Below are 19,342 nucleotides of genomic sequence, written 5' to 3' on the forward strand. Positions count from 1 at the left end.
TGTCGTTTGTTGGCATAAGCTGCGCCATTTCGGCTAGCGTTTTATCATTAAATACCACATAAGGTGGTACATCATCGGCATCAGCAAGTTCTTTACGTAGTGCGCGCAGGCGAGCAAACAGTTTTTTGTCGTAATTAAATTGTGCTAATTTATCTTGATAAACGTGTTTGGCTTGCAGGCGTGGCTCGGCTAATTGCAGTGCGTACTCACCTTTTAAAATTGCACGCGCGGCTTCGGTTAACCTAAGTGACGCACCTTGCGTTATATCTTGGCTAAGTAAGCCTTGATGAATAAGCTGGCGTAAAATACTAAGCCAAAATTCACTGCTTTTATCTTTACCTATGCCGTAAGTGCTTAGCTCATGATGATTGTTATCGCGTATGCGGCTAGTATTTGCACCACGTAGTAATTCAACAATGTACCCAAGACCAAAGCGCTGGTCAGCTCTATACACACAAGAAAGCGCTTGTTGGGCAACTAATGTACCGTCAAAGCTTTTAGGTGGATTTAGACAAATATCGCAGTTACCACAAGGTTCGCGTTGATATTCACTAAAATAGTTAAGCAATATTTGCCGACGACACGTTTGTGCTTCTGCAAAGCTTGCCATTGCGTTAAAGCGTTGTTCTTCTACACGGCGGCGTTGCTCGTCGTCTATGTCTTCAAAAAAGCGTCTTACACGGCCAATATCAGCTGGGTCAAAATACATTATGGCTTCTGCGGCAAGTCCATCTCGCCCAGCACGCCCTGTTTCTTGATAGTACGACTCTATACTTTTTGGAATATCGTAATGCAGTACAAAACGCACGTTAGGCTTGTTTATACCCATACCAAAAGCAACGGTTGCGACCACTATTTGTATATCGTCACGGGCAAAGCCAGTTTGTACAAATTGTCGTTGCTCGTTACTCATACCTGCATGGTAAGCGGCAGCGTTTAGCCCTGCATCTGCAATTTTTTCAGCAATGTCGTCTACGCGTTTACGGCTAGTGCAATAAATAATACCGCTTTGGCTTTTTTGCTCCTTTAGGTAGCGAAGCAATTGCACCATAGGTTTAAATTTTTCTTCTATGGTGTAGCGAATATTGGGGCGATCAAAGCTGCCAGTATGAATATAAGGCTGTTGTAATTTTAGTTGCTCAACTATATCAAAACGGGTGGCTTTATCGGCAGTTGCAGTGAGCGCCATCATGGGTACATGTGCAAAACGTTGCTTTAATTCGTTTAAGCGAAAGTAATGAGGCCTAAAATCGTGACCCCAATGCGACACACAATGCGCTTCGTCAATGGCAAATAAGCTTACATTTAAATGCGATAAACGCTCTAAAAATTCGCGTTGTAATACTTTTTCAGGTGCCACATATAAAAGCTTAATTTGCCCCTGATGAAGCTGTTGATACACCAATTGCTGCTCTTCTCGCGCTAAGCTGTTATTTACGTAAGCGGCTTTAACCCCAAGTGCTTGAAGTTGACTTACCTGATCTTGCATTAGCGATATGAGCGGAGATATAACAATAGTGACGCCTTCGAGCACTAAAGCGGGTATTTGATAGCAAACCGATTTTCCGCCGCCAGTAGGGAGCAATACAAGCGAGTCTTGGCCGTTAATAGCAGCATCAATAACTGTTTTTTGGCCGTCGCGAAATTCACTGTAGCCAAACACTTGTTTGAGGACAGTTTCGGGTTTACGCACAAGGGTGCTAGAAGGTGGTGTTGATGTATTCATTGACGGGTATTTTAGTGGTTTTTTAGTGAGATGTCTTTAGCTGAGTTACTTGATAAATTATTTAAGTGGAGTCTCGTAGTTTTACACTATGTATGTTTTACTCATCTTACCTGTTTTGACATAGAGAATAATAATGAATAAAGAAATGTTAATTGAACAAGTGGGTGCATTATTTGTAAATGGCATGCCGTTCAACCAGTTTTTACAAATATCGGTTGAGTCTTTAAGCCCTGAACAGGCCAAAATTACGTTTCCGTGGCAGGATGTGCTCATTGGTAACCCTGCGCAAAAAATACTGCACGGTGGTGTTATTTCAGCCGTACTTGATAATGTAGGCGGTATGCTCGCTGCAGCAAGCGTGATTGATAAGCTCACCGATTTAGATATCACAAGTGTGCAAACAAAATTAGCCACGCTTGGGACTATCGACTTGCGCACTGATTATTTGCGCCCTGGTAAAGGAGAGAGCTTTACAGCGAGTGCCACACTTATTCGCTCAGGTAATAAAGTATGTGTTTGTCGAATGGAATTACATAATCAGCAATCAGTTCAAATTGCTTTTGGGACAGGCACGTATTTAGTTGGATAAAACGTGTATGGGAAGTAAACTAGCGGCCTTTTAAATCACTAAGTGTTTATTATGTCGATTGATACTGAGCAGCGTAAAGGTGCTATTTTTGCTTGTCTTGCTTTTTTTATGTGGGGCCTTGCGCCAATATATTTTAAGTTGATTCAGCATGTTTCTGCCTTTGAAATTTTAATGCATCGGGTTGTTTGGTCGGTTGTATTTTTAGTACTAGTAGTAAGTGTTTTAAAGTATTGGGATAAAGTTAAGCGCATTATTGTTCAGCCTAAGCTTTTGCTTATGCTTGTTATTACCTCAACATTGCTAGGGTTTAACTGGGGTTTATTTATATGGGCTATAAATAATAACCATATGCTTGATGCAAGTTTGGGCTATTACATAAACCCTCTTTTAAATGTATTACTGGGTATGCTCTTTTTAGGTGAACGCCTGCGTAAGTTTCAAGGTGTAGCAGTGGCACTTGCCTTTACCGGTGTTGTGCTGCAGCTAATTAGTTTTGGCTCGTTTCCGGTAGTGGCATTTTCATTAGCTATATCGTTTGCGCTTTATGGCTTGTTACGTAAAAAACTACCCGTTGAAGCCTTGCCTGGCATTTTGCTTGAAGCACTTATATTACTGCCTGTTGCACTCATTTATTGGTGGTTAATGGCACCTTCTGCAACATCAAGCCTGCCAGCTAACGATTGGCATACTAATGCATTACTGATTAGTGCAGGTATTGTAACTACATTACCATTGCTGTGTTTTACCGGCGCCGCTAAGCGTTTGCAATACACTACATTAGGCTTTTTTCAGTATATTGGGCCAAGCCTAATGTTTATATTGGCAGTGGTGTTTTACGGTGAAGTGTTTGACGCTGAGAGATTAGTAACGTTTGCATGTATTTGGAGTGCGCTAGCTATTTTTAGTTGGGACTCTTATCATCAATCGCGCAAACGTAAAAAAGCGGCTATTACAGCCGCAGAAGTATAATTAAGCTAATAGAGCTGTTAGCTAACTACTTTATTACGACCAGATTCTTTAGCGTCGTAAAGCTTTAAGTCGGCCTGTTTTAATAATTCATCAATTTGATAAACAGGCCCGTTTGCAAAACCAATAGAAATGGTGAATTTTATTTTAGCTTTACTAAACTCCTGGCTATTCATTTCTATAAAGTACCTAAAACCTTCAAGTCTTTTTAGTGCTTCTTGTTTATCCGCATTTGCAAAGTAAACGGCAAACTCTTCACCACCTAAGCGGGCTACTAAATACTTTTTAAAATATTTACTAAAGCAAATAGAGAGTCCTTTTAATACTTCGTCGCCAACATCGTGCCCGTATGTATCGTTAATTGATTTAAAGTGATCAATATCAAGCATAGCTAAAGCACCATCACCTTTAGTATGTTTTATTTGCTTTAATGATTTTTCAGCTTCTTCAAAAAAGTAACGACGATTTGGTAAATTGGTTAAATAATCCGTGTTGGCTTGTCGCCTTATAGTGGCTATAAGTTCTAACATATCGACGTTTTGACTAAGCCTGCAGTAAAACTCTTCGCTATTAAAAGGTTTATGCAAATAATCGTTTGCGCCATTTTTTAAAAATAAACTAGAAAGCCCTACATAGTCAGAGCCCGAAATACCAATAATGGCTTTTTCGTCGTTGCTATATAAGCGGCGAATTTCGCTACATAACTCATCACCATTCATGTTTGGCATTTCGTTATCAGTAATGATGACTGAAATGTCGGGTGAATTTTCGAGCATTTTTAATGCTTCTTTTCCGTCTTGTGCTTCAATAATTTGATATTTGTGACGAACTAATAGGCTGCAAATGTATCGGCGAGTCGATTTAGAGTCATCAACAACCAGTACTTTTACATTTTCGTTGCGGGGTAAGCGATGCAATTGTTTTTCGAGGTATTGGTATGCTTGTTTGTTTTCTTTAATGATGTAATCGATGATTGGGTATTTTTCTACAGTGTCGCGAGTTTTTTTATCAATATTGCCCGTCATTACAATAGTTGGAATGTCTGCATTAATAGTACAAGGTACAGCTTCACCAGATGGGGCATCAGGTAATATGAAGTCAACTACAGCGCAAAAATAGCTATTTTTACTTATAAGCTCTTTTGTTTGCGCTAATGACTCAGCTATATCAACTTCATAACCAGCCTTAAGCGCGATGTGCTTTTGCACTCGCGCCATTGCAGGTGTATCTTCAACTATTAGTATTTTTCGCGTCACGGAACAACCCTGTTTATATTTTGCAAAAATATTTGCTTATACAAGTTGTAACTGTTAAAACGCAAAAAAGCAAATAACTTAAGTACTTACAGATTATCCGCTTCTGAATAATACTCTTGGCTAATCGGTGCCGGCCCTGACATTTTTGAGCGGCCAAATAAAGTATGAAACTTAGTTTTGCAAGTCGTTAGTTTTAAGTATTTTACCCAAGCTCGTTCGATTGGGTTGGTAGGTTCTTGTGAGCCAGTTACGACTGCTACAAACTGTTCTTGGTGTTCGTTTTGCGGCTCAATTGTTTTACTGTATAAGCCTTTTAAAACAACTCCGTGTTGTTCAAGTATGCTGGCTTCTAATAAGGTGAAGTTTCCGCTGCGGCTAAAGCCTCGTGGAAAGTTTTGATCATCATAAAATTGACGTTGGCTAACAAATGCTTGGCGTAGTAATGAAATGTTATTGCTCATAGCTTTATCCTCATACCTTAGTAATTAGCTGGAGTATGATGCAAGTTTGGCAATTTATTAAACAAATTATTTTTATCGTGAGGATAAAAAATTGGATATCGATTTATTAAAAACATTCGTTGAGGTAGTGCGTACGCGTCACTTTGGTAAAGCGGCCGAAAACCTTTATATTACGCAGTCTGCAGTGAGCTTTAGAATTCGCCAATTAGAGCAAGGACTTGGTGTTAATTTGTTTATTCGCCAGCGTAATAACATTCAACTTACAGCACCTGGCGAGCGTTTATTACCCCATGCACAAATGATTATTACGGGCATGCAGCGGGCCAAAGTAGATGTTGCACTTGCCGATAATATGCATAAGCAAATTAGCTTAGCAGGAACGCCTAATATTTGGGATGCTTTTTTACAGTTTGGTATAACAAATATTGTATCGGCGATGCCGGGCGTGTCGTTGGTTGCAGAAGTTAAAGCACAACAAGAGAGCACTCGACTTTTATTAGAGCGTACTCTCGATTTGGCAATATTATTTGATCCACCAAAAGTAGATGAATTAGTAGTAGAGCGAATTTGTGAGTTGCCAATCATTCCCGTAAGCGGATACGACACTGCAACGAACGAAAACTTTTTTGATAATCAATATGTGTATGTTGATTGGGGAACTACTTTTTCTCTTTGGCATGCGCGTCAGTTTACAGGAAAAACACCCCCTTACTTTAGAACCAGCACGGGACGTATTGCACTTGATTTAATACTGCAATGTGGTGGTAGTGCATTTATACCTCAAGTATTGGTTGAAGGGCATTTAGAAAAAGGTGAGTTGTTTCATGTTAAAGGGGTAGAAAACACCTCAAGAGACGTATTTATTGCGTATCACAGAGACAACGAGCAAAAAGAGCTAATAGAAACCTTAGTTAATTTACTTTCGCAAATGACGCCAAGCTTGTCATTAAAGCAAGGTAAGTAAGTACGACCATTTACTAGGCTTTCATGTTATTTTGATTTCACATTTAATGCATTTTTATTAAAAAAAAAAGACATTAATATTTCCGTTGTAATATTACTGTCATTTAGGAATGACAAAATACAGCAGTTTTGAAAATTAGTCTTTTGTGATTATCCAAGGAAATAACATGAAATTTGTAAAATCGAGCTTATGCTTAGCACTATTAAGTGGTTTATCTTTTAATGCACTTGCCGATGTAGACATTTACGGTAAAGCGAATGCAACAGTGCAATCATCTGATGATGGCGAAGGGTCTTTTACTGAGATAAAAAGCAATGCATCTCGTCTTGGTGTTAAAGGTTCTGAAAAAATAAATGATAGTTTAGAAGCGGTATATAAGTTTGAGTTTCAAGTTGATGTGTCTGATGCTGATTCAAAAGGCGATAACGACGACAATATTTCTGCGCGTAACCAATACGTTGGTTTAAAAGGTGCGTTTGGTCAGGTTGTAATTGGTCGTAACGATACTGCGCTTAAGCAATCTCAAGGTAAGTTAGATTTATTTAACGACCTTGAAGGCGACATTAAAAATGTATTTAAAGGTGAAAACCGCTTAGGAAATACAGTTAGTTATTCATCAAACTCATACGAAGGCTTTAAAGTACTTGCTACTTTTGTAGCTGAAGACGATGTAGACGCTGATAACGGTTATTCAATGGCGGNACTTAAAAAGAGCGCTGTATACGCCTCTATTGCAGCCGATAGTGAAGTAAATGGCTACGACGTAGTGCGTGCATCAATCCAAGGTAAAGTTGAAAACTTTAAATTGGGCGCAATGTACCAAACACAAGAAGCAGTAGATGGCAGCGCAGAAGCTGATGGTTACTTGCTAAATGCTGCTTACAGCATGGGTAACAACACATTTAAAGTGCAATACCAAGATATGGACTTTGACGACAGCGACGATAAGTCAGCAATTTCAGTTGGTCTTGATCACAAATTAAATAAAAATATTAAAGTATTTGGTTTTTATTCAAGCTTCGATATGGACAACAACGTTGACCAAGACTACGTAGGCTTAGGTATGGAATACAAGTTTTAACGATTAGTTAAAACACTCCCTTTTTAACCGCGCTCTTTTGAGTGCGGTTTTTTTTGCTTTAAATTATTTACTTAGCCGCCCATAATAGAGCTTCATTTGGAATGAGGTGCGAGTCCTCGACTGTTCCCGCAACTGTAATTAGCGCAAAGCTTTAAGTCAGATACAAATGGTATAATACCAATTTTATTAAAAACATGATCTTTCTAGCGAATTAAATAACTTACTAACTTCGTTAAAAATTATTCATATAGAACAACTATATGTCATAATTTCCGCCTTGTTATTAAGCTATTTATTTGTCGCTATAATAAATCACTAATTTAATGCAATTGGTATGAATTCTTTTAACGAGCGGGTTTACTCATTTTTTCTTGTAGTGCATTAGTATTTTTATCGCATTTTTAGTGAGTTTAACCTAGCCTAGGACTGACTATTGCACACTCAAACGCCATTAAATACACCATTACTAAACGTTAAAAACGTATCGTGGGATATTGGCAATAAAACGATTCTCAAAAAAATAAACCTTAAAATAACCACAGGTAAATTTGTTGGTTTAATTGGCCCTAATGGCGCAGGTAAATCGAGTTTATTGCGTTGTCTATATCGTTTTAATAAACCTAGTGATGGCATTGTAGAGTTTAACAACACCGACATTTGGCAGCTAAAAAGCGATGAGTACGCAAAAAAAGTAGCGGTTGTTTTACAAGAAACCCCGTCGCAATTTAACTTAAGCGTATTTGATGTTATTGCGCTTGGGCTAACGCCTCATAAATCGCTATTTAGCTCAATAACTAACATTGATAAACAAAAAATCATTCAAGCAATCAATACAGTCGGGTTGGTAGATCATAGTGAGCAAAGCTTTGAGTCACTTTCGGGCGGTGAAAAGCAACGTGCCTTGATAGCCCGCGCCATAGTCCAGCAACCTCAACTGTTAATAATGGACGAGCCAACTAGCCATTTAGATGTTAGATACCAAATACAGGTTATGGAGCTTGCTAAATCGTTGGGCGTAACGGTGTTTGCATCGTTTCATGATTTAAACTTAGCCTCTGCAATGTGCGATGAACTAGTGGTTATTAAAAACGGTGAAATTACACATACAGGCATGCCAAGTGAGGTATTAACCGAAAACATGCTAGGCGACGTTTTTGGTGTCTGCGCCCAAGTAAATAACCACCCGCAAATATCGAAGTCGGGAAATAGCATCCCTCATATCACTTACTTTTATGGTTACAAATAATATGAGCGCAGTTAATACTCGCCAATCACTTGCGCTATTTATAAGTGCTTCAGCTGCTTTATTTAGCTTATTTGCAGCACTTAGTTTTGGTGCAGCAGATACCTCACTTCAAGATGTATTTAATAGCTTTTTACTCTCAAATGATGCGTCTTTTAATACGCGTATTATTTACGAGCTAAGAATGCCACGCACATTACTCGCCTTTTTAGCAGGCTCTGGCTTAGCAATTGCGGGGCTTATTTTACAAACGGTAACGCGCAACCCTTTAGCCGATCCTTACTTATTTGGTATATCGTCGGGTGCCTCATTTGGCGTGGTGTTACTTATGGCATTAGCAGGCATTAGCGCAGGCTTTATGCTATCTGCAGCAGCACTGCTGGGCAGCTTACTCGCTATGAGTTTATTAATACTTATTGCAGGTAGGCAGCAAAGTGCACAGGTAGAATCAATGCTATTAGCTGGCGTTGCTCTGTCGTTTTTATTTAGTGCGTTTACCAGCCTGTTGCTTTATTGGAGCGATCCTCAGGCAGTAGCGNGGCTATTTTATTTTGGACGCTGGGCAGCTTTGCGCGTGCGCAGTGGGCTACGCTTTGGTTACCTTTATTGGTAATTACATTGTGTACGTTTGTAATGCTGAGCTTTAGAAGGCAGCTCAATGCTATGTTACTTGGCGATGAAAGCGCAATTACATTAGGTGTTAGGGTCCAGCGCTTTAGAATACTTATGCTGGTTTTGAGCTCATTAATTACCGCTGTGCTGGTGGCTATGTGTGGTGGTATTGGATTTGTAGGATTAATGGTACCGCACATTGTGCGCTTTTTTATCTCCCAAGGCACCATCGCGGGATTGCTAGTAACCAGCTTAGTAGGCGGTACATTTATGGTGTGGGTTGATGTACTTTCGCGCTCCTTGCTAAAAAACCAAGAATTGCCCGTAGGCGTTATTACTGCTGCTATTGGTAGTGTGTTCTTTTTAAGTTTATTATTTTTTAGAAAGCGAAGGGTGTAATTCCATGAAAACCTTAATGGTGCAAGGCACTACCTCCGACGCAGGTAAAAGTACCCTAGTTGCCGCCCTTTGCAGGGTGTTTGCTAAGCGAGGGGTAAAGGTTGCGCCTTTTAAACCACAAAATATGGCACTTAATAGCGCAGTAACAAAAGATGGCGGCGAAATTGGTCGTGCGCAAGCTTTGCAAGCAATAGCAGCTAAAGTAGAGCCCGAAATAGACTTTAATCCTATTTTACTTAAACCTAATAGCGATACGGGCGCACAAGTGATTATTCACGGAAAAGCCATTAGTAATATGGAAGCGGGCAAATATCACGACTATAAAAAAGTGGCGATGGATGCAGTAATAACCTCACATAACCGTTTAGCTACACGTTTTGATTTACTCCTTGTTGAAGGGGCAGGGAGTCCTGCTGAAATAAACCTGCGTGAAAACGATATTGCCAATATGGGTTACGCCGAAGAGGTAGATTGCCCTGTTATTATAATTGCCGATATTGATAAAGGTGGTGTGTTTGCACATTTGGTAGGTACACTTGCGTTGTTAAGCGAGTCAGAACAGGCGCGCGTAAAAGGCTTTGTTATAAACCGCTTTAGAGGCGATATAGGTTTGCTGCAAGGCGGGCTAGATTGGCTTGAAGAATATACAAACAAACCCGTACTTGGCGTATTACCTTATTTGCACGACCTCGCGCTTGATGCTGAAGACGCCGTCGCAATTGATAATAATGTAACCAACGCCACAATTAATATTGCAGTGCTACTTGTACCACACATTAGCAACCACACCGATTTTGATGCACTGCGTTTGCACCCAAACATTAATATAAATTATGTGCGCCACACGCAAACGATCCCAGACGTTGATCTGATAATTCTCCCAGGCAGTAAAAATGTGCTGGGTGATTTAAATTTTTTGAAAAATGAAGGCTGGGACACTCAAATTAAGCGCCACTTACGCTATGGTGGCAAAGTACTTGGTATTTGTGGCGGCATGCAAATGTTAGGCAATACGCTCAACGATCCCGATGGTATTGAATCGTCATTAAAGCAAGTAAATGGGCTTGCTCTATGCGACTTTGAAACCACGCTGACAGCGCAAAAAGTATTAACTAAAATAACCGCTACACTGCTTTTAAATAACCAACAAACACCCTGTAGTGGTTACGAAATACATGCAGGAATTAGCCAAGGTGCAGCGCTTGATAAGCCATTTTTAACCTTTGATGAAAACCACCCACATGGTTTTACGTTTGATGGCTTTATTAGCGATGATAACGCCATTGCGGGCACCTATTTACATGGTTTATTTGATGAAGCCGATGCTACATCGCAAATTTTAAAATGGGTAAAACCAAGCGCCTCAATTAATCCAATTAGTATTGCCACTCATCGCGAGCAGCAGTTAGAACGATTAGCAACCATGTGCGAAACGCATTTAAATATACAGCAAATTATCTCGATTTATGAAGGGCACAATAATGACTGAACAAAACAACGATAAGCACAAGCAGCGCCAACAAAAAGTAAAAGAACAAGTGGATGCGCGCGTTGCTGCAGCACAAGATGTAAAAGGTATTTTTCAGGTAATTACCGGCAATGGTAAAGGTAAATCAACCTCGGGTTTTGGCGTTGTAGCACGCTGCGTAGGGCATGGTAAAAAAGCAGCCGTTTGCCAATATATTAAAGGTACATGGGAATGTGGCGAGCGTAATTTATTACAAGGTGCAGGCGTTGAGTTTGTTGTAATGAACACCGGTTTTACCTGGGATACGCAAAATAAAGAAGCCGATACCGCAGCCGCCCAAGCAACATGGCAAGAGTCAAAACGCATGCTTGCAGATAGCAGTATTGATTTAGTATTACTCGATGAGCTTACGTATATGGTGACCTACGGCTACGTTGATTTAGATGAAGTGGTAACGGCGCTTAATAACCGCCCACCAATACAGTCAGTTATTATTACAGGGCGTGCAGCGCATCGTACTTTAACAGACCTTGCCGACACAGTAAGCGAAGTGCGTAATGTAAAACACGCATTCGACTCAGGCATAAAAGCGCTCGAAGGGTTTGATTACTAATGTTTAAAGCGTTTTTTATTGGGCTACTGCTTTTTAGTGTATCGGGCAGTGCACTTGCAGAGCAGGTTAATGATTCTAAAAAACTGCGAATAATCGCGCTTGCACCACATATAGTCGAAAACCTATTTGCCATAGGGGCGGGCGATAATATTGTGGGCACAGTTGATTACGCCGACTACCCTGCTGAGGCCCAAAGTATTGAGCGCATAGGCGGTTATTACGGTATCTCGCTTGAAAAAGTATTGGCGCTTAAACCCGACTTAGTTATTGCATGGAAAAGCGGAAATCAAAGCGAAGATTTAGCCCAAATAGAGCGCCTTGGCATAAAAGTATATTTGAGTAACCCCACCACAATCGCTGGTGTAGCCGACGAGTTACTTACTTTTGGTGAATTTACAGGGAACATTAAGCAAAGCCAGCAAGCGGCAAGCGCATTTAAACATAAGCTAAATGGTATTGTTAAAAGCCAGCAAGATAAAAAAAATATTACCGGGTTTTATCAGTTATGGACTGAGCCCATGATGACAGTAAGTAAAAATACATGGATAAGCCAACTGATTGAAACATGCCATGTAAGTAATGTATTTGCACAGAGCGTTACAGATTACCCGCAAATTAGTATCGAAAATGTCATTGTTACTAAGCCACAAGTTATTATTATCCCTGATGAAAAATCAAAAACGCCACAGCCGGTTGTTAATTGGCAAAAGTGGCCAGAAGTGCCTGCAGTTAAAAACGATCAATTTATTAGCGTAAATGCCGATTTATTACATCGTTTTACTCCGCGCATGCTAGATGGACTCGCGGATATGTGTGATAAAATAGACGCATCACGTAAACAGATTAAGAGTACACAATGAGCGATTGGGCTACATTTTTAGAAAGTGAATTACAGCAACCTTACATGCAGCAAACGTTAGAGTATGTGGCTAATCGCCGCAATGAAGGTGTTGCTGTTTATCCGCCTGAACCTCAAGTATTTAGTGCTTTTGATGCCACAGCACTAAATGACATCCGCGTTGTAATTTTAGGACAAGACCCATACCACGGAGAAGGGCAAGCGCATGGCTTGTGTTTTTCGGTATTGCCTGATGTAAAAAAGCTGCCGCCGTCGCTTAAAAATATGTACAAAGAGTTAGCTAACGATATCAGCGGGTTTATTATTCCTGAGCGTGGTTACCTGCAAAGCTGGGCAGATCAGGGCGTGTTTTTACTCAATACAGTATTGACCGTTGAGCAAGGTCAAGCGCATTCTCACAAACATTTAGGGTGGGAGCAATTTACCGATAATGTAATCGCGCATATTAATAAGCACTGCGAAGGTGTGGTATTTATTTTATGGGGTGCACATGCACAAAAAAAAGGTAAAGGCATAGATAGCGCTCGCCATCATGTTTTAAAAGGATCGCACCCATCGCCGCTTTCGGCGCATAGGGGCTTTTTTGGCTGTCAGCATTTTTCAAAAACAAATGAGCTATTACAAGCCCAAGATGAAAAACCGATTAACTGGCAGGTGTAAATAACTTGAGCTCTGAATAATAAATTTATCTCATGCAGCTATTTTCAGCGCATTAAAAAAGGCTTCCATATATCGGAAGCCTTTTTGTTTAGTTGGGGCGTATTGAATTAAAAATCGAGCTCTTCAATCGCAATACTGTCTGCAAAAAAATCATATTCTTGTAATTCTTTACGTAAGCGGTGCTTGTCTTTAATTGCTTCTATTTCCCGCCATTTTCTTTTTTTATTTTTCTGAGAGGTTTTCCTTGTTGTATCTGGTCCTTCTAATATCTCTAATATATCGTTTAGGCTATCCATGAACTTCTCCTATTGATTTTATTGACCTCAAGAATACCTATACCACAGGCCTAGTTAAAATAGAATAAAAAAGTGACAGTTATGTTACATAAGTGTGATTAATTGATGAAGGTTTATACGAAGATTATATGAAGTCGATATGAAGATTATATAGAGGTATAGCGTATTTTAGGCATAAAAAAACGCCGCTATTGCGACGTTTTTAAAACACGATTATAGCAAATTACATTGCTTTAAAGCGCGCCTCTAGTTGTTCTTGTGCATCAGCAAAAGAGCGAATACCTTCAGCTAGTTTTTCAGTAGCCATAGCATCTTGGTTATGTAACCAACGGAACTGTGCTTCTGTTAATGGCTCTGGTTTTGGCTCTTGTGGAACATCGCTTTCAAGCAAGTATTCTTGTGCGCCTTCAAGGTTACCTAAATCTTCTAAAAGATTAGGGCTAATAGTTAGCTTGTCACAACCGGTAAGTGCAATAATTTCGCCTGTATTACGGAAACTTGCACCCATCACAACTGTTTTGTAGTCATGGCGTTTGTAAAATTCAAAAATGCTGCGTACAGACTGAACACCTGGATCTTGTAGCGGATCGGTTGGTTTTTCCATACCGTTCGCAACGTGCCAATCTAAAATACGGCCAACAAATGGCGAAATTAGAAATACGTTTGCATCGGCACATGCGCGGGCTTGGGCATCGCTAAATAATAAAGTAAGGTTACATTTAGTCCCTTCTTTTTCTAGCTGCTCAGCGGCTTTAATACCTTCCCATGTAGACGCTACTTTAATTAAAATTTTGTCTTTGCTTACACCTTCTTTTTCGTAAAGGCTAAGTAGGGTATGTGCTTTATCAATCGTAGCTTGCGTATTAAACGAAAGGCGTGCATCTACTTCAGTAGAAATATAACCAGGTACAATAGCGCTAATTTCTTTACCTAGTAATACAGCAAAGTAATCACATGCTAGTTCAAGTTGTTTAGCTGGTTCTTGCTCGGTTTCTTTTGCGTAGCTCCAAGCTTTATCTAGGTAAGGCTTATATGCTTCAATCTCGCTCGCTTTTAATAAAAGCGACGGGTTTGTAGTTGCATCTTCTGGTTGATGCTTTTTAATAGCTTCAATATCACCAGTGTCGGCTACGATAGATGAATGTTGTTTTAGCCTTTGTAGAGCTGAAGTCATTTGCTTTCCTCATTCCAAGCAAGTTAAAAGAAAAATCTAATCACTCTTAATATATCTAATCCATACTGCAACAGTGTGACAATGCTTGATAGGTCTTATGTCCTGATCAATAAAAAAACGGCAATGCATGGGTTATTAAGAGAGGATTTATTTAAACAAAACGTGCTTTTCGTTTCATTTAATGTTGAAATTGACACTAAATAAATTACAAGTCAATAGCTAACTATGATCACTGTTATTTCACCTGCAAAAAATCTTGATTACGAAACGCCACCCGCAACAGACAAGTTCACTCAGCCTGAATTACTAGAGCACAGCGAAGAGCTCATGAAAGTATGCCGTGAACTAACACCAGCGCAAATTGGCAGTTTAATGAAAATTAGCGACAAGCTATCTGGGCTTAACGCAGCACGCTTTAGCGAGTGGGCACAGCCGTTTACACAAAGTAATGCTAAACAAGCNACTTGCCTTTAATGGTGATGTATATGGCGGTTTAGATGCAAGTACGCTTAAAGCTAGCGAGCTTGATTACGCACAAAACCACTTACGTATCCTTTCGGGTTTATACGGCTTATTAAAACCACTTGATTTAATGCAAGCTTACCGTCTTGAAATGGGCACCAAGCTTGAAAATTCGCGTGGCAAAAACTTATACGAGTTTTGGGGCAGCGTAATAGCGAATAAACTAAACGACGTATTAAAAGCGCAAGACGCACAATATTTAGTTAACCTTGCTTCAAACGAATACTTTAAAGCGGTAGATAAGAAAGCATTAAATGCACAAATTATTACCCCACACTTTAAAGACTGTAAAAACGGTCAATACAAAGTAATTAGCTTTTACGCTAAAAAAGCACGCGGCATGATGGCGCGCTACATTATCGAAAATAAAGTAACGCAGTTAAGCCAACTTAAAGAGTTTACGGTAGCAGGTTATTACTTTAGCCCAGAGGCAACAGTTAAAGAGCTTGAGCCGGTATTTATGCGCGACGAACAAAATTAGGTTTATAAGCTTAAATAAAAAATTTAAAAGCCATGCATTGCATGGCTTTTTTGATGTTGGCGTTATATTTGCAATCTCATCTAATATTAATGAGAACACTAATTAAATAGGTGCAAATAAAATGATCAGCATTCCGTCAATTGACGAAGCCGAAAAACTAATAGAAGAAAAGCTCGGAGGGTGGTTTGATGTTGTAATAAGTCATATCCCTAATTTTATAGTTGCGATACTGATCGCAATTGTTTTTTCAATATTGGCACGCTTTGCTGGCAAGCTGATGAAAAACGTATTACGCCGTTCACTCGACTCAAAACAAATTGCCGACTTAATGGCGTCAATTTTTAAAGTTATTGTGTTGTGTATAGGTTTATTTATAGCGCTCGATTTTGTTGGCTTAAAAGGCACCGTTACTTCGCTACTTGCTGGTGCAGGTATTGTGGGTTTAGCCATTGGTTTTGCGTTTCAAGACATGACCGAAAACCTAATTGCTGGTATAGCAATGGGCGTACGTAAGCCATTTAAAACAGGTGACGTAATAGAAACCGATGATGTGTTTGGTTCGATACATTCTATAAACCTACGTAACACGCTAATAGAGAGCTTTTACGGGCAACTAATACTTGTACCAAACAAAGTATTATTTAGAAATGTACTAAAAAATTACACCACGCTAGGTATAAGACGTATAGAAGTACCCGTAGGTATTTCGTACGGCGATGACATAGAAAAAGCAAAAGACGTTATAGTCGAAAAAATTAACGAATTTGACTTTGTAATACGCAAAGACGAAACCGCCGTATACGCTGAAGGCTTTGGTGACAGCAGCATCAACTTACTGGTGTGGTTTTGGATTAAATACCCAGGCGAGCCTGACTTTATGACGGTACGCCATAAAGGTATAGTTGCCGTTAAGCAAGCACTAGATGAAGCTGACATTAGCATTCCATTCCCAATTCGTACTTTAGATTTTGGTATTAAAGGCGGCGAAAAACTCGATGCCATGATAAGCGACAAAATAAGCCCGCAGTCATCAAATAAAGACAGTAGCGACGGTACTGACTCTAACCAAAGTGAGTAATTTAGTTAAAGCTCATTAGGCAAAAGCATTGGGAAATAGTTACTTACCAACAGCGCATTTTTACAGAGTAAAAATGCGCTTTTTTTTATAATGTGGGTAAAACTTTGCTGATAAGCATGTAAACTTTAAGGAGCTTTTTTACCTATATATTCTTTCCCACAAAACTGACAAAAAATAGCTTCATTATTATTCACTTGAGCTAATGAAAATGTCATTTTTCTTCCACAGCTTTCATTAGTACAAGTACGCTCTAATAATTTATTTAAAAATTTCATGCGATCAATTTTTATTGGTTTTCTAGTCATTTTGGTACTCATCTTTAAGTTACCTAATGCTTTTGAAATAAGCAGATAGAGGTTTTCGTTGAAAATTTTATGGTTACTTATCAGAAATCATTACTTTTCGACTATTAGTTTCGGGTGAATTACTTCCGCTTTCTACCTGCGTAGGCCATACCAAAGTGAGTACAAAAGCTAATAGTACGCCAACTATTGCGGCTATCGTTGGGTTTTCAGTAATCAGTTTTAAGATTATTTTACGTTGTTTCTTTGGGAACACATAATCTCTACCTTTATCGGTAAGATAAATATTAACAGCTGTCCAAGAAGGTACCTTATCAGCAGAGAAACTTAACCCGAAAGTTGCTGAGTTAGAGGAAATTAAATTATTATTAATAAGGTTTTGAAAATTCCTTATGAATTTAGGATCTAAATGATTATGTCCTAAATCTATAAGTTTATTTATATCGGTTGGCTCTTGCACAAAGCATTTTAAGAGCTTCATATCTATATCTCGCATAATTCTAATCCCTTTATTTTTTACTAATCCATCATTAAGTAGTTTTACGCTTTATATTATATTTATTAAAACTAAATTGTTTTTTTAAAGCAATTGATATTTAGATACTGGGAACTATTTAATTGCTCTTAAGGTTTTCAAGTAGACTTTTAAAATAGAAATATTAGGTCGAGGCTTAATGATAAGTATAAAAAAGCGCAGCTTGTGTTGGAGTAACAAGCCGCGCTTATGAATTAGTTATACAAATAAGTTTATGTGGTGCGTATTAAATAACGCTAATTTTATTACGAATGATTTTAACCCCATCCATATTTTCTAAAAACTTTTGAGCTAGTGCGCGCTGAAAACCAGTTTGTGCTTCACCGTATAAATCTACTTCACCATTTTTTACCTGCACACGAATATCACTTAACGCTAGGTTAGGATTAGTTCGTAGGGTGTTGGTGATAGCTTGTTGTAAGTTAGGTTGAGTGGCTACACTGCTTACTACGGCCATGTTGGTTGCTGCACTTACCTTTGTAGCGCAAGCTAATAAAAATAAACAACAAAATGATACTAAAGCGATAGTTAACTTGAAGCGGTTCATAACTTAATCCTTACATTACGGTGAATAGTGCAGCCACAATATGGAAATTCCATCNCGGCTAGGTTATCTTTGTAGTTACAATTTCGGTGCCAATATTAACGCTATGAAATATAAGGGAATTTTATTAAGTGGGAATTCAGGTGGGCAAAAATTACATTTAAATGAGTATGAGTTACATGCTTGGGTTACATATGTAACAGGTACAAACAGCAGAGCCTGCAAGGCTTGCATTAAAAAGCCGACAAAAGTCGGCTTAGTATAAAAAATGTTTTAGGTTACTTTTTCTTTTTAACCTTAGCCTTTTTCTTGGCTTTCATTTTCACTGGATCTTTACGCTTTTTAGCTGGTGGCTTAGCTTCTTTATGCTGTGGCTCAACACCTCTAATTACACGGCGTTTTAATTTTTGTTCAACGTAGCGCTCTACTTTATATAAAATACCAATATCGTGTGCTTCAACTAGCGATATTGCTATCCCTTTTTTACCAGCACGGCCAGTACGACCAATACGGTGTACATATACGTCGGCAGTACGCGGCATATCAAAGTTAATAACGTGGCTGATGTCAGACACGTCAATACCACGTGCAGCTACATCGGTAGCAACTAATATGCTTGTTTTGCCACTATGGAAGTTTTCCATGGCTTTCATACGTTTGTCTTGTGGCATTTCGCCGCGTAACCACGCTGCTTTTACATCATTAGTTGTAAGTTCACCAATCAATGTTTCTAAGCGTTCGCGAGTTTTAACAAACACAATTGCTTTAGTCACGTCAGGGTTTTTTAGCGTATTAACTAATAACTCAAGTTTGTGATGATAATCGTCGGCTAAATGTACCCATTGGTGAATTTTAGCTTTTTCTTTACGTGACGATTCGGCTTCTAATAGAGCAGGGTCGTTTAATGTTTTTTCAGCAAACCTTTCTACGCTGTCACCTTCAAGTGTTGCTGAGAATAAAAAACATTGGCGACGATTTTTAGCTTCGTCACAAATACGGCTCATTTCTTTTTTGAAACCCATATCTAACATGCGATCTGCTTCATCAATAATAAGCATTTCTACGTGTTCAGCATGAAAGTTTTCGGTTTCAAGGTATTCCATTAATCGACCTGGTGTGGCGATTAAAATATCGTTATTTTTTTCAAAAATTTCTTTATGCGTGCCGTAGTTAATTCCGCCTGTTACTACACCAATTTTTAGGTGTGTGCGTTTAGCTAGCAGTTCACATTGTTCATGAATTTGATAAGCCAGCTCACGAGTCGGGGTCATAACGAGTACGCGCGCAAAACCAGGGTCACGACGTGGGAAATCCAGTAAGTACTGAATAGCCGGAATTAAAAATGCCGCTGTTTTACCTGTACCAGTAGGCGCAGATGCTAAAATATCGCGCCCCTGTAGTGCTTCAGGAATAGCTTGTTGTTGAATGCTGGTTGGCGTCTCGTAGCCCATTTTATTAATGGCATCGAGTAGCTTGTTATCAAGATCAAATTCAGAAAATTGCATAGAGTGTC

At 39.2% G+C, this 19,342-nt stretch carries 19 protein-coding genes, 2 pseudogenes and 1 riboswitch; of the genes and pseudogenes, 12 read left to right on the forward strand and 9 right to left on the reverse strand.

Features of this window, described 5'->3' with window-relative positions:
- Positions 1-1,726: DNA helicase RecQ (gene recQ, locus L654_RS0105745; RefSeq protein ID WP_024607526.1), on the reverse strand; the 1,726-nt coding region annotated here is incomplete at its 3' end.
- Between the two features lie 133 nt (positions 1,727-1,859).
- Here recQ and L654_RS0105750 point away from each other — a divergent pair.
- Together L654_RS0105750 and rarD are read left to right on the forward strand one after the other, a co-directional pair.
- The gene (locus tag L654_RS0105750; RefSeq protein WP_024607527.1) at positions 1,860-2,315 is read left to right on the forward strand and encodes a thioesterase family protein; all 456 of its coding nucleotides are present in this window, start codon (positions 1,860-1,862) and stop codon (positions 2,313-2,315) included.
- Between the two features lie 51 nt (positions 2,316-2,366).
- Positions 2,367-3,284, forward strand: coding sequence for an EamA family transporter RarD (rarD, locus tag L654_RS0105755; protein WP_024607528.1), 918 nt, complete (start codon positions 2,367-2,369; stop codon positions 3,282-3,284).
- 17 nt (positions 3,285-3,301) lie between these two features.
- Here rarD and L654_RS0105760 read toward each other — a convergent pair whose 3' ends face one another.
- Together L654_RS0105760 and L654_RS0105765 are read right to left on the reverse strand one after the other, a co-directional pair.
- Positions 3,302-4,537 carry a response regulator gene (locus L654_RS0105760; protein WP_024590704.1) on the reverse strand — a complete coding sequence of 412 codons (1,236 nt, stop codon included), beginning with the start codon at positions 4,535-4,537 and terminating at the stop codon, positions 3,302-3,304.
- A gap of 86 nt (positions 4,538-4,623) precedes the next feature.
- Positions 4,624-4,998, reverse strand: a complete 375-nt coding sequence (locus L654_RS0105765) for a DUF413 domain-containing protein (protein WP_002961378.1) — start codon at positions 4,996-4,998, stop codon at positions 4,624-4,626.
- Between the two features lie 91 nt (positions 4,999-5,089).
- On the opposite strand from L654_RS0105765, the gene L654_RS0105770 reads away from it, so the two are divergent.
- The 8 genes and pseudogenes from L654_RS0105770 (at position 5,090) to ung (ending at position 12,897) form a co-directional block, all read left to right on the forward strand.
- Positions 5,090-5,962, forward strand: coding sequence for a LysR family transcriptional regulator (locus tag L654_RS0105770; RefSeq protein WP_010553277.1), 873 nt, complete (start codon positions 5,090-5,092; stop codon positions 5,960-5,962).
- A 166-nt stretch (positions 5,963-6,128) separates the two neighbouring features.
- Positions 6,129-7,043, forward strand: a complete 915-nt coding sequence (locus L654_RS0105775) for a porin (RefSeq protein ID WP_024607529.1) — start codon at positions 6,129-6,131, stop codon at positions 7,041-7,043.
- Positions 7,044-7,095: 52 nt separating this feature from the next.
- A riboswitch (cobalamin riboswitch) is annotated at positions 7,096-7,230 on the forward strand.
- 246 nt (positions 7,231-7,476) lie between these two features.
- The gene (locus L654_RS0105780; protein WP_024607530.1) at positions 7,477-8,289 is read left to right on the forward strand and encodes an ABC transporter ATP-binding protein; all 813 of its coding nucleotides are present in this window, start codon (positions 7,477-7,479) and stop codon (positions 8,287-8,289) included.
- A 1-nt stretch (position 8,290) separates the two neighbouring features.
- Positions 8,291-9,297, forward strand: a pseudogene (locus L654_RS01000000125585) (iron ABC transporter permease).
- A 4-nt stretch (positions 9,298-9,301) separates the two neighbouring features.
- The gene (locus L654_RS0105790) at positions 9,302-10,786 is read left to right on the forward strand and encodes a cobyric acid synthase (RefSeq protein ID WP_024607531.1); all 1,485 of its coding nucleotides are present in this window, start codon (positions 9,302-9,304) and stop codon (positions 10,784-10,786) included.
- Positions 10,779-11,378 carry a cob(I)yrinic acid a,c-diamide adenosyltransferase gene (gene cobO, locus L654_RS0105795; RefSeq protein ID WP_024607532.1) on the forward strand — a complete coding sequence of 200 codons (600 nt, stop codon included), beginning with the start codon at positions 10,779-10,781 and terminating at the stop codon, positions 11,376-11,378. The genes L654_RS0105790 and cobO overlap by 8 nt, the downstream gene beginning before the upstream one ends.
- Complete coding sequence (locus L654_RS0105800) at positions 11,378-12,238, forward strand: cobalamin-binding protein (RefSeq protein ID WP_024607533.1); 861 nt, start codon at positions 11,378-11,380, stop codon at positions 12,236-12,238. The genes cobO and L654_RS0105800 overlap by 1 nt, the downstream gene beginning before the upstream one ends.
- Positions 12,235-12,897, forward strand: a complete 663-nt coding sequence (gene ung / locus L654_RS0105805) for a uracil-DNA glycosylase (RefSeq protein ID WP_024607534.1) — start codon at positions 12,235-12,237, stop codon at positions 12,895-12,897. The genes L654_RS0105800 and ung overlap by 4 nt, the downstream gene beginning before the upstream one ends.
- 107 nt (positions 12,898-13,004) lie before the next feature.
- On the opposite strand, the gene L654_RS0105810 is transcribed toward ung, so the two are convergent.
- Together L654_RS0105810 and tal are read right to left on the reverse strand one after the other, a co-directional pair.
- Complete coding sequence (locus L654_RS0105810; protein WP_024607535.1) at positions 13,005-13,193, reverse strand: DUF3545 family protein; 189 nt, start codon at positions 13,191-13,193, stop codon at positions 13,005-13,007.
- 223 nt (positions 13,194-13,416) lie between these two features.
- A complete protein-coding gene (gene tal, locus L654_RS0105815; RefSeq protein ID WP_007376481.1) occupies positions 13,417-14,367 on the reverse strand; it encodes a transaldolase in 951 nt (316 codons plus the stop codon).
- 225 nt (positions 14,368-14,592) lie between these two features.
- Here tal and yaaA point away from each other — a divergent pair.
- Positions 14,593-15,370 (forward strand): annotated as a pseudogene (gene yaaA / locus L654_RS01000000125590) (peroxide stress protein YaaA).
- A 121-nt stretch (positions 15,371-15,491) separates the two neighbouring features.
- On the forward strand, positions 15,492-16,448 hold the full coding sequence (locus tag L654_RS0105825) for a mechanosensitive ion channel family protein (protein WP_024607536.1): 957 nt from the start codon (positions 15,492-15,494) through the stop codon (positions 16,446-16,448).
- A 125-nt stretch (positions 16,449-16,573) separates the two neighbouring features.
- Here L654_RS0105825 and L654_RS0105830 read toward each other — a convergent pair whose 3' ends face one another.
- The 4 genes from L654_RS0105830 to srmB all read right to left on the reverse strand — a co-directional run bounded on the left by L654_RS0105830 (position 16,574) and on the right by srmB (position 19,334).
- On the reverse strand, positions 16,574-16,753 hold the full coding sequence (locus L654_RS0105830; RefSeq protein WP_139016093.1) for a hypothetical protein: 180 nt from the start codon (positions 16,751-16,753) through the stop codon (positions 16,574-16,576).
- 73 nt (positions 16,754-16,826) lie between these two features.
- Positions 16,827-17,246, reverse strand: coding sequence for a hypothetical protein (locus tag L654_RS0105835; protein WP_024607538.1), 420 nt, complete (start codon positions 17,244-17,246; stop codon positions 16,827-16,829).
- A 265-nt stretch (positions 17,247-17,511) separates the two neighbouring features.
- Complete coding sequence (locus L654_RS0105840) at positions 17,512-17,832, reverse strand: BON domain-containing protein (RefSeq protein ID WP_010553266.1); 321 nt, start codon at positions 17,830-17,832, stop codon at positions 17,512-17,514.
- A gap of 275 nt (positions 17,833-18,107) precedes the next feature.
- On the reverse strand, positions 18,108-19,334 hold the full coding sequence (gene srmB / locus L654_RS0105850) for an ATP-dependent RNA helicase SrmB (RefSeq protein ID WP_007376476.1): 1,227 nt from the start codon (positions 19,332-19,334) through the stop codon (positions 18,108-18,110).
- Positions 19,335-19,342: the final 8 nt, after the last annotated feature.

The sequence above is a fragment of the Pseudoalteromonas sp. TAB23 genome, from assembly GCF_000498075.1.
Lineage (GTDB): Bacteria > Pseudomonadota > Gammaproteobacteria > Enterobacterales > Alteromonadaceae > Pseudoalteromonas > Pseudoalteromonas arctica.

Coding starts and splice junctions, on each gene's coding strand:
- L654_RS0105840 (WP_010553266.1), bottom strand. CDS start 17,832: ATGAACCGCTTCAAGTTAACTATCGCTTTAGTATCATTTTGTTGTTTA.
- L654_RS0105800 (WP_024607533.1), top strand. CDS start 11,378: ATGTTTAAAGCGTTTTTTATTGGGCTACTGCTTTTTAGTGTATCGGGC.
- ung (WP_024607534.1), top strand. CDS start 12,235: ATGAGCGATTGGGCTACATTTTTAGAAAGTGAATTACAGCAACCTTAC.
- cobO (WP_024607532.1), top strand. CDS start 10,779: ATGACTGAACAAAACAACGATAAGCACAAGCAGCGCCAACAAAAAGTA.
- L654_RS0105825 (WP_024607536.1), top strand. CDS start 15,492: ATGATCAGCATTCCGTCAATTGACGAAGCCGAAAAACTAATAGAAGAA.
- srmB (WP_007376476.1), bottom strand. CDS start 19,334: ATGCAATTTTCTGAATTTGATCTTGATAACAAGCTACTCGATGCCATT.
- L654_RS0105835 (WP_024607538.1), bottom strand. CDS start 17,246: ATGCGAGATATAGATATGAAGCTCTTAAAATGCTTTGTGCAAGAGCCA.
- L654_RS0105830 (WP_139016093.1), bottom strand. CDS start 16,753: ATGACTAGAAAACCAATAAAAATTGATCGCATGAAATTTTTAAATAAA.
- L654_RS0105810 (WP_024607535.1), bottom strand. CDS start 13,193: ATGGATAGCCTAAACGATATATTAGAGATATTAGAAGGACCAGATACA.
- L654_RS0105750 (WP_024607527.1), top strand. CDS start 1,860: ATGAATAAAGAAATGTTAATTGAACAAGTGGGTGCATTATTTGTAAAT.
- L654_RS0105765 (WP_002961378.1), bottom strand. CDS start 4,998: ATGAGCAATAACATTTCATTACTACGCCAAGCATTTGTTAGCCAACGT.
- L654_RS0105790 (WP_024607531.1), top strand. CDS start 9,302: ATGAAAACCTTAATGGTGCAAGGCACTACCTCCGACGCAGGTAAAAGT.
- rarD (WP_024607528.1), top strand. CDS start 2,367: ATGTCGATTGATACTGAGCAGCGTAAAGGTGCTATTTTTGCTTGTCTT.
- tal (WP_007376481.1), bottom strand. CDS start 14,367: ATGACTTCAGCTCTACAAAGGCTAAAACAACATTCATCTATCGTAGCC.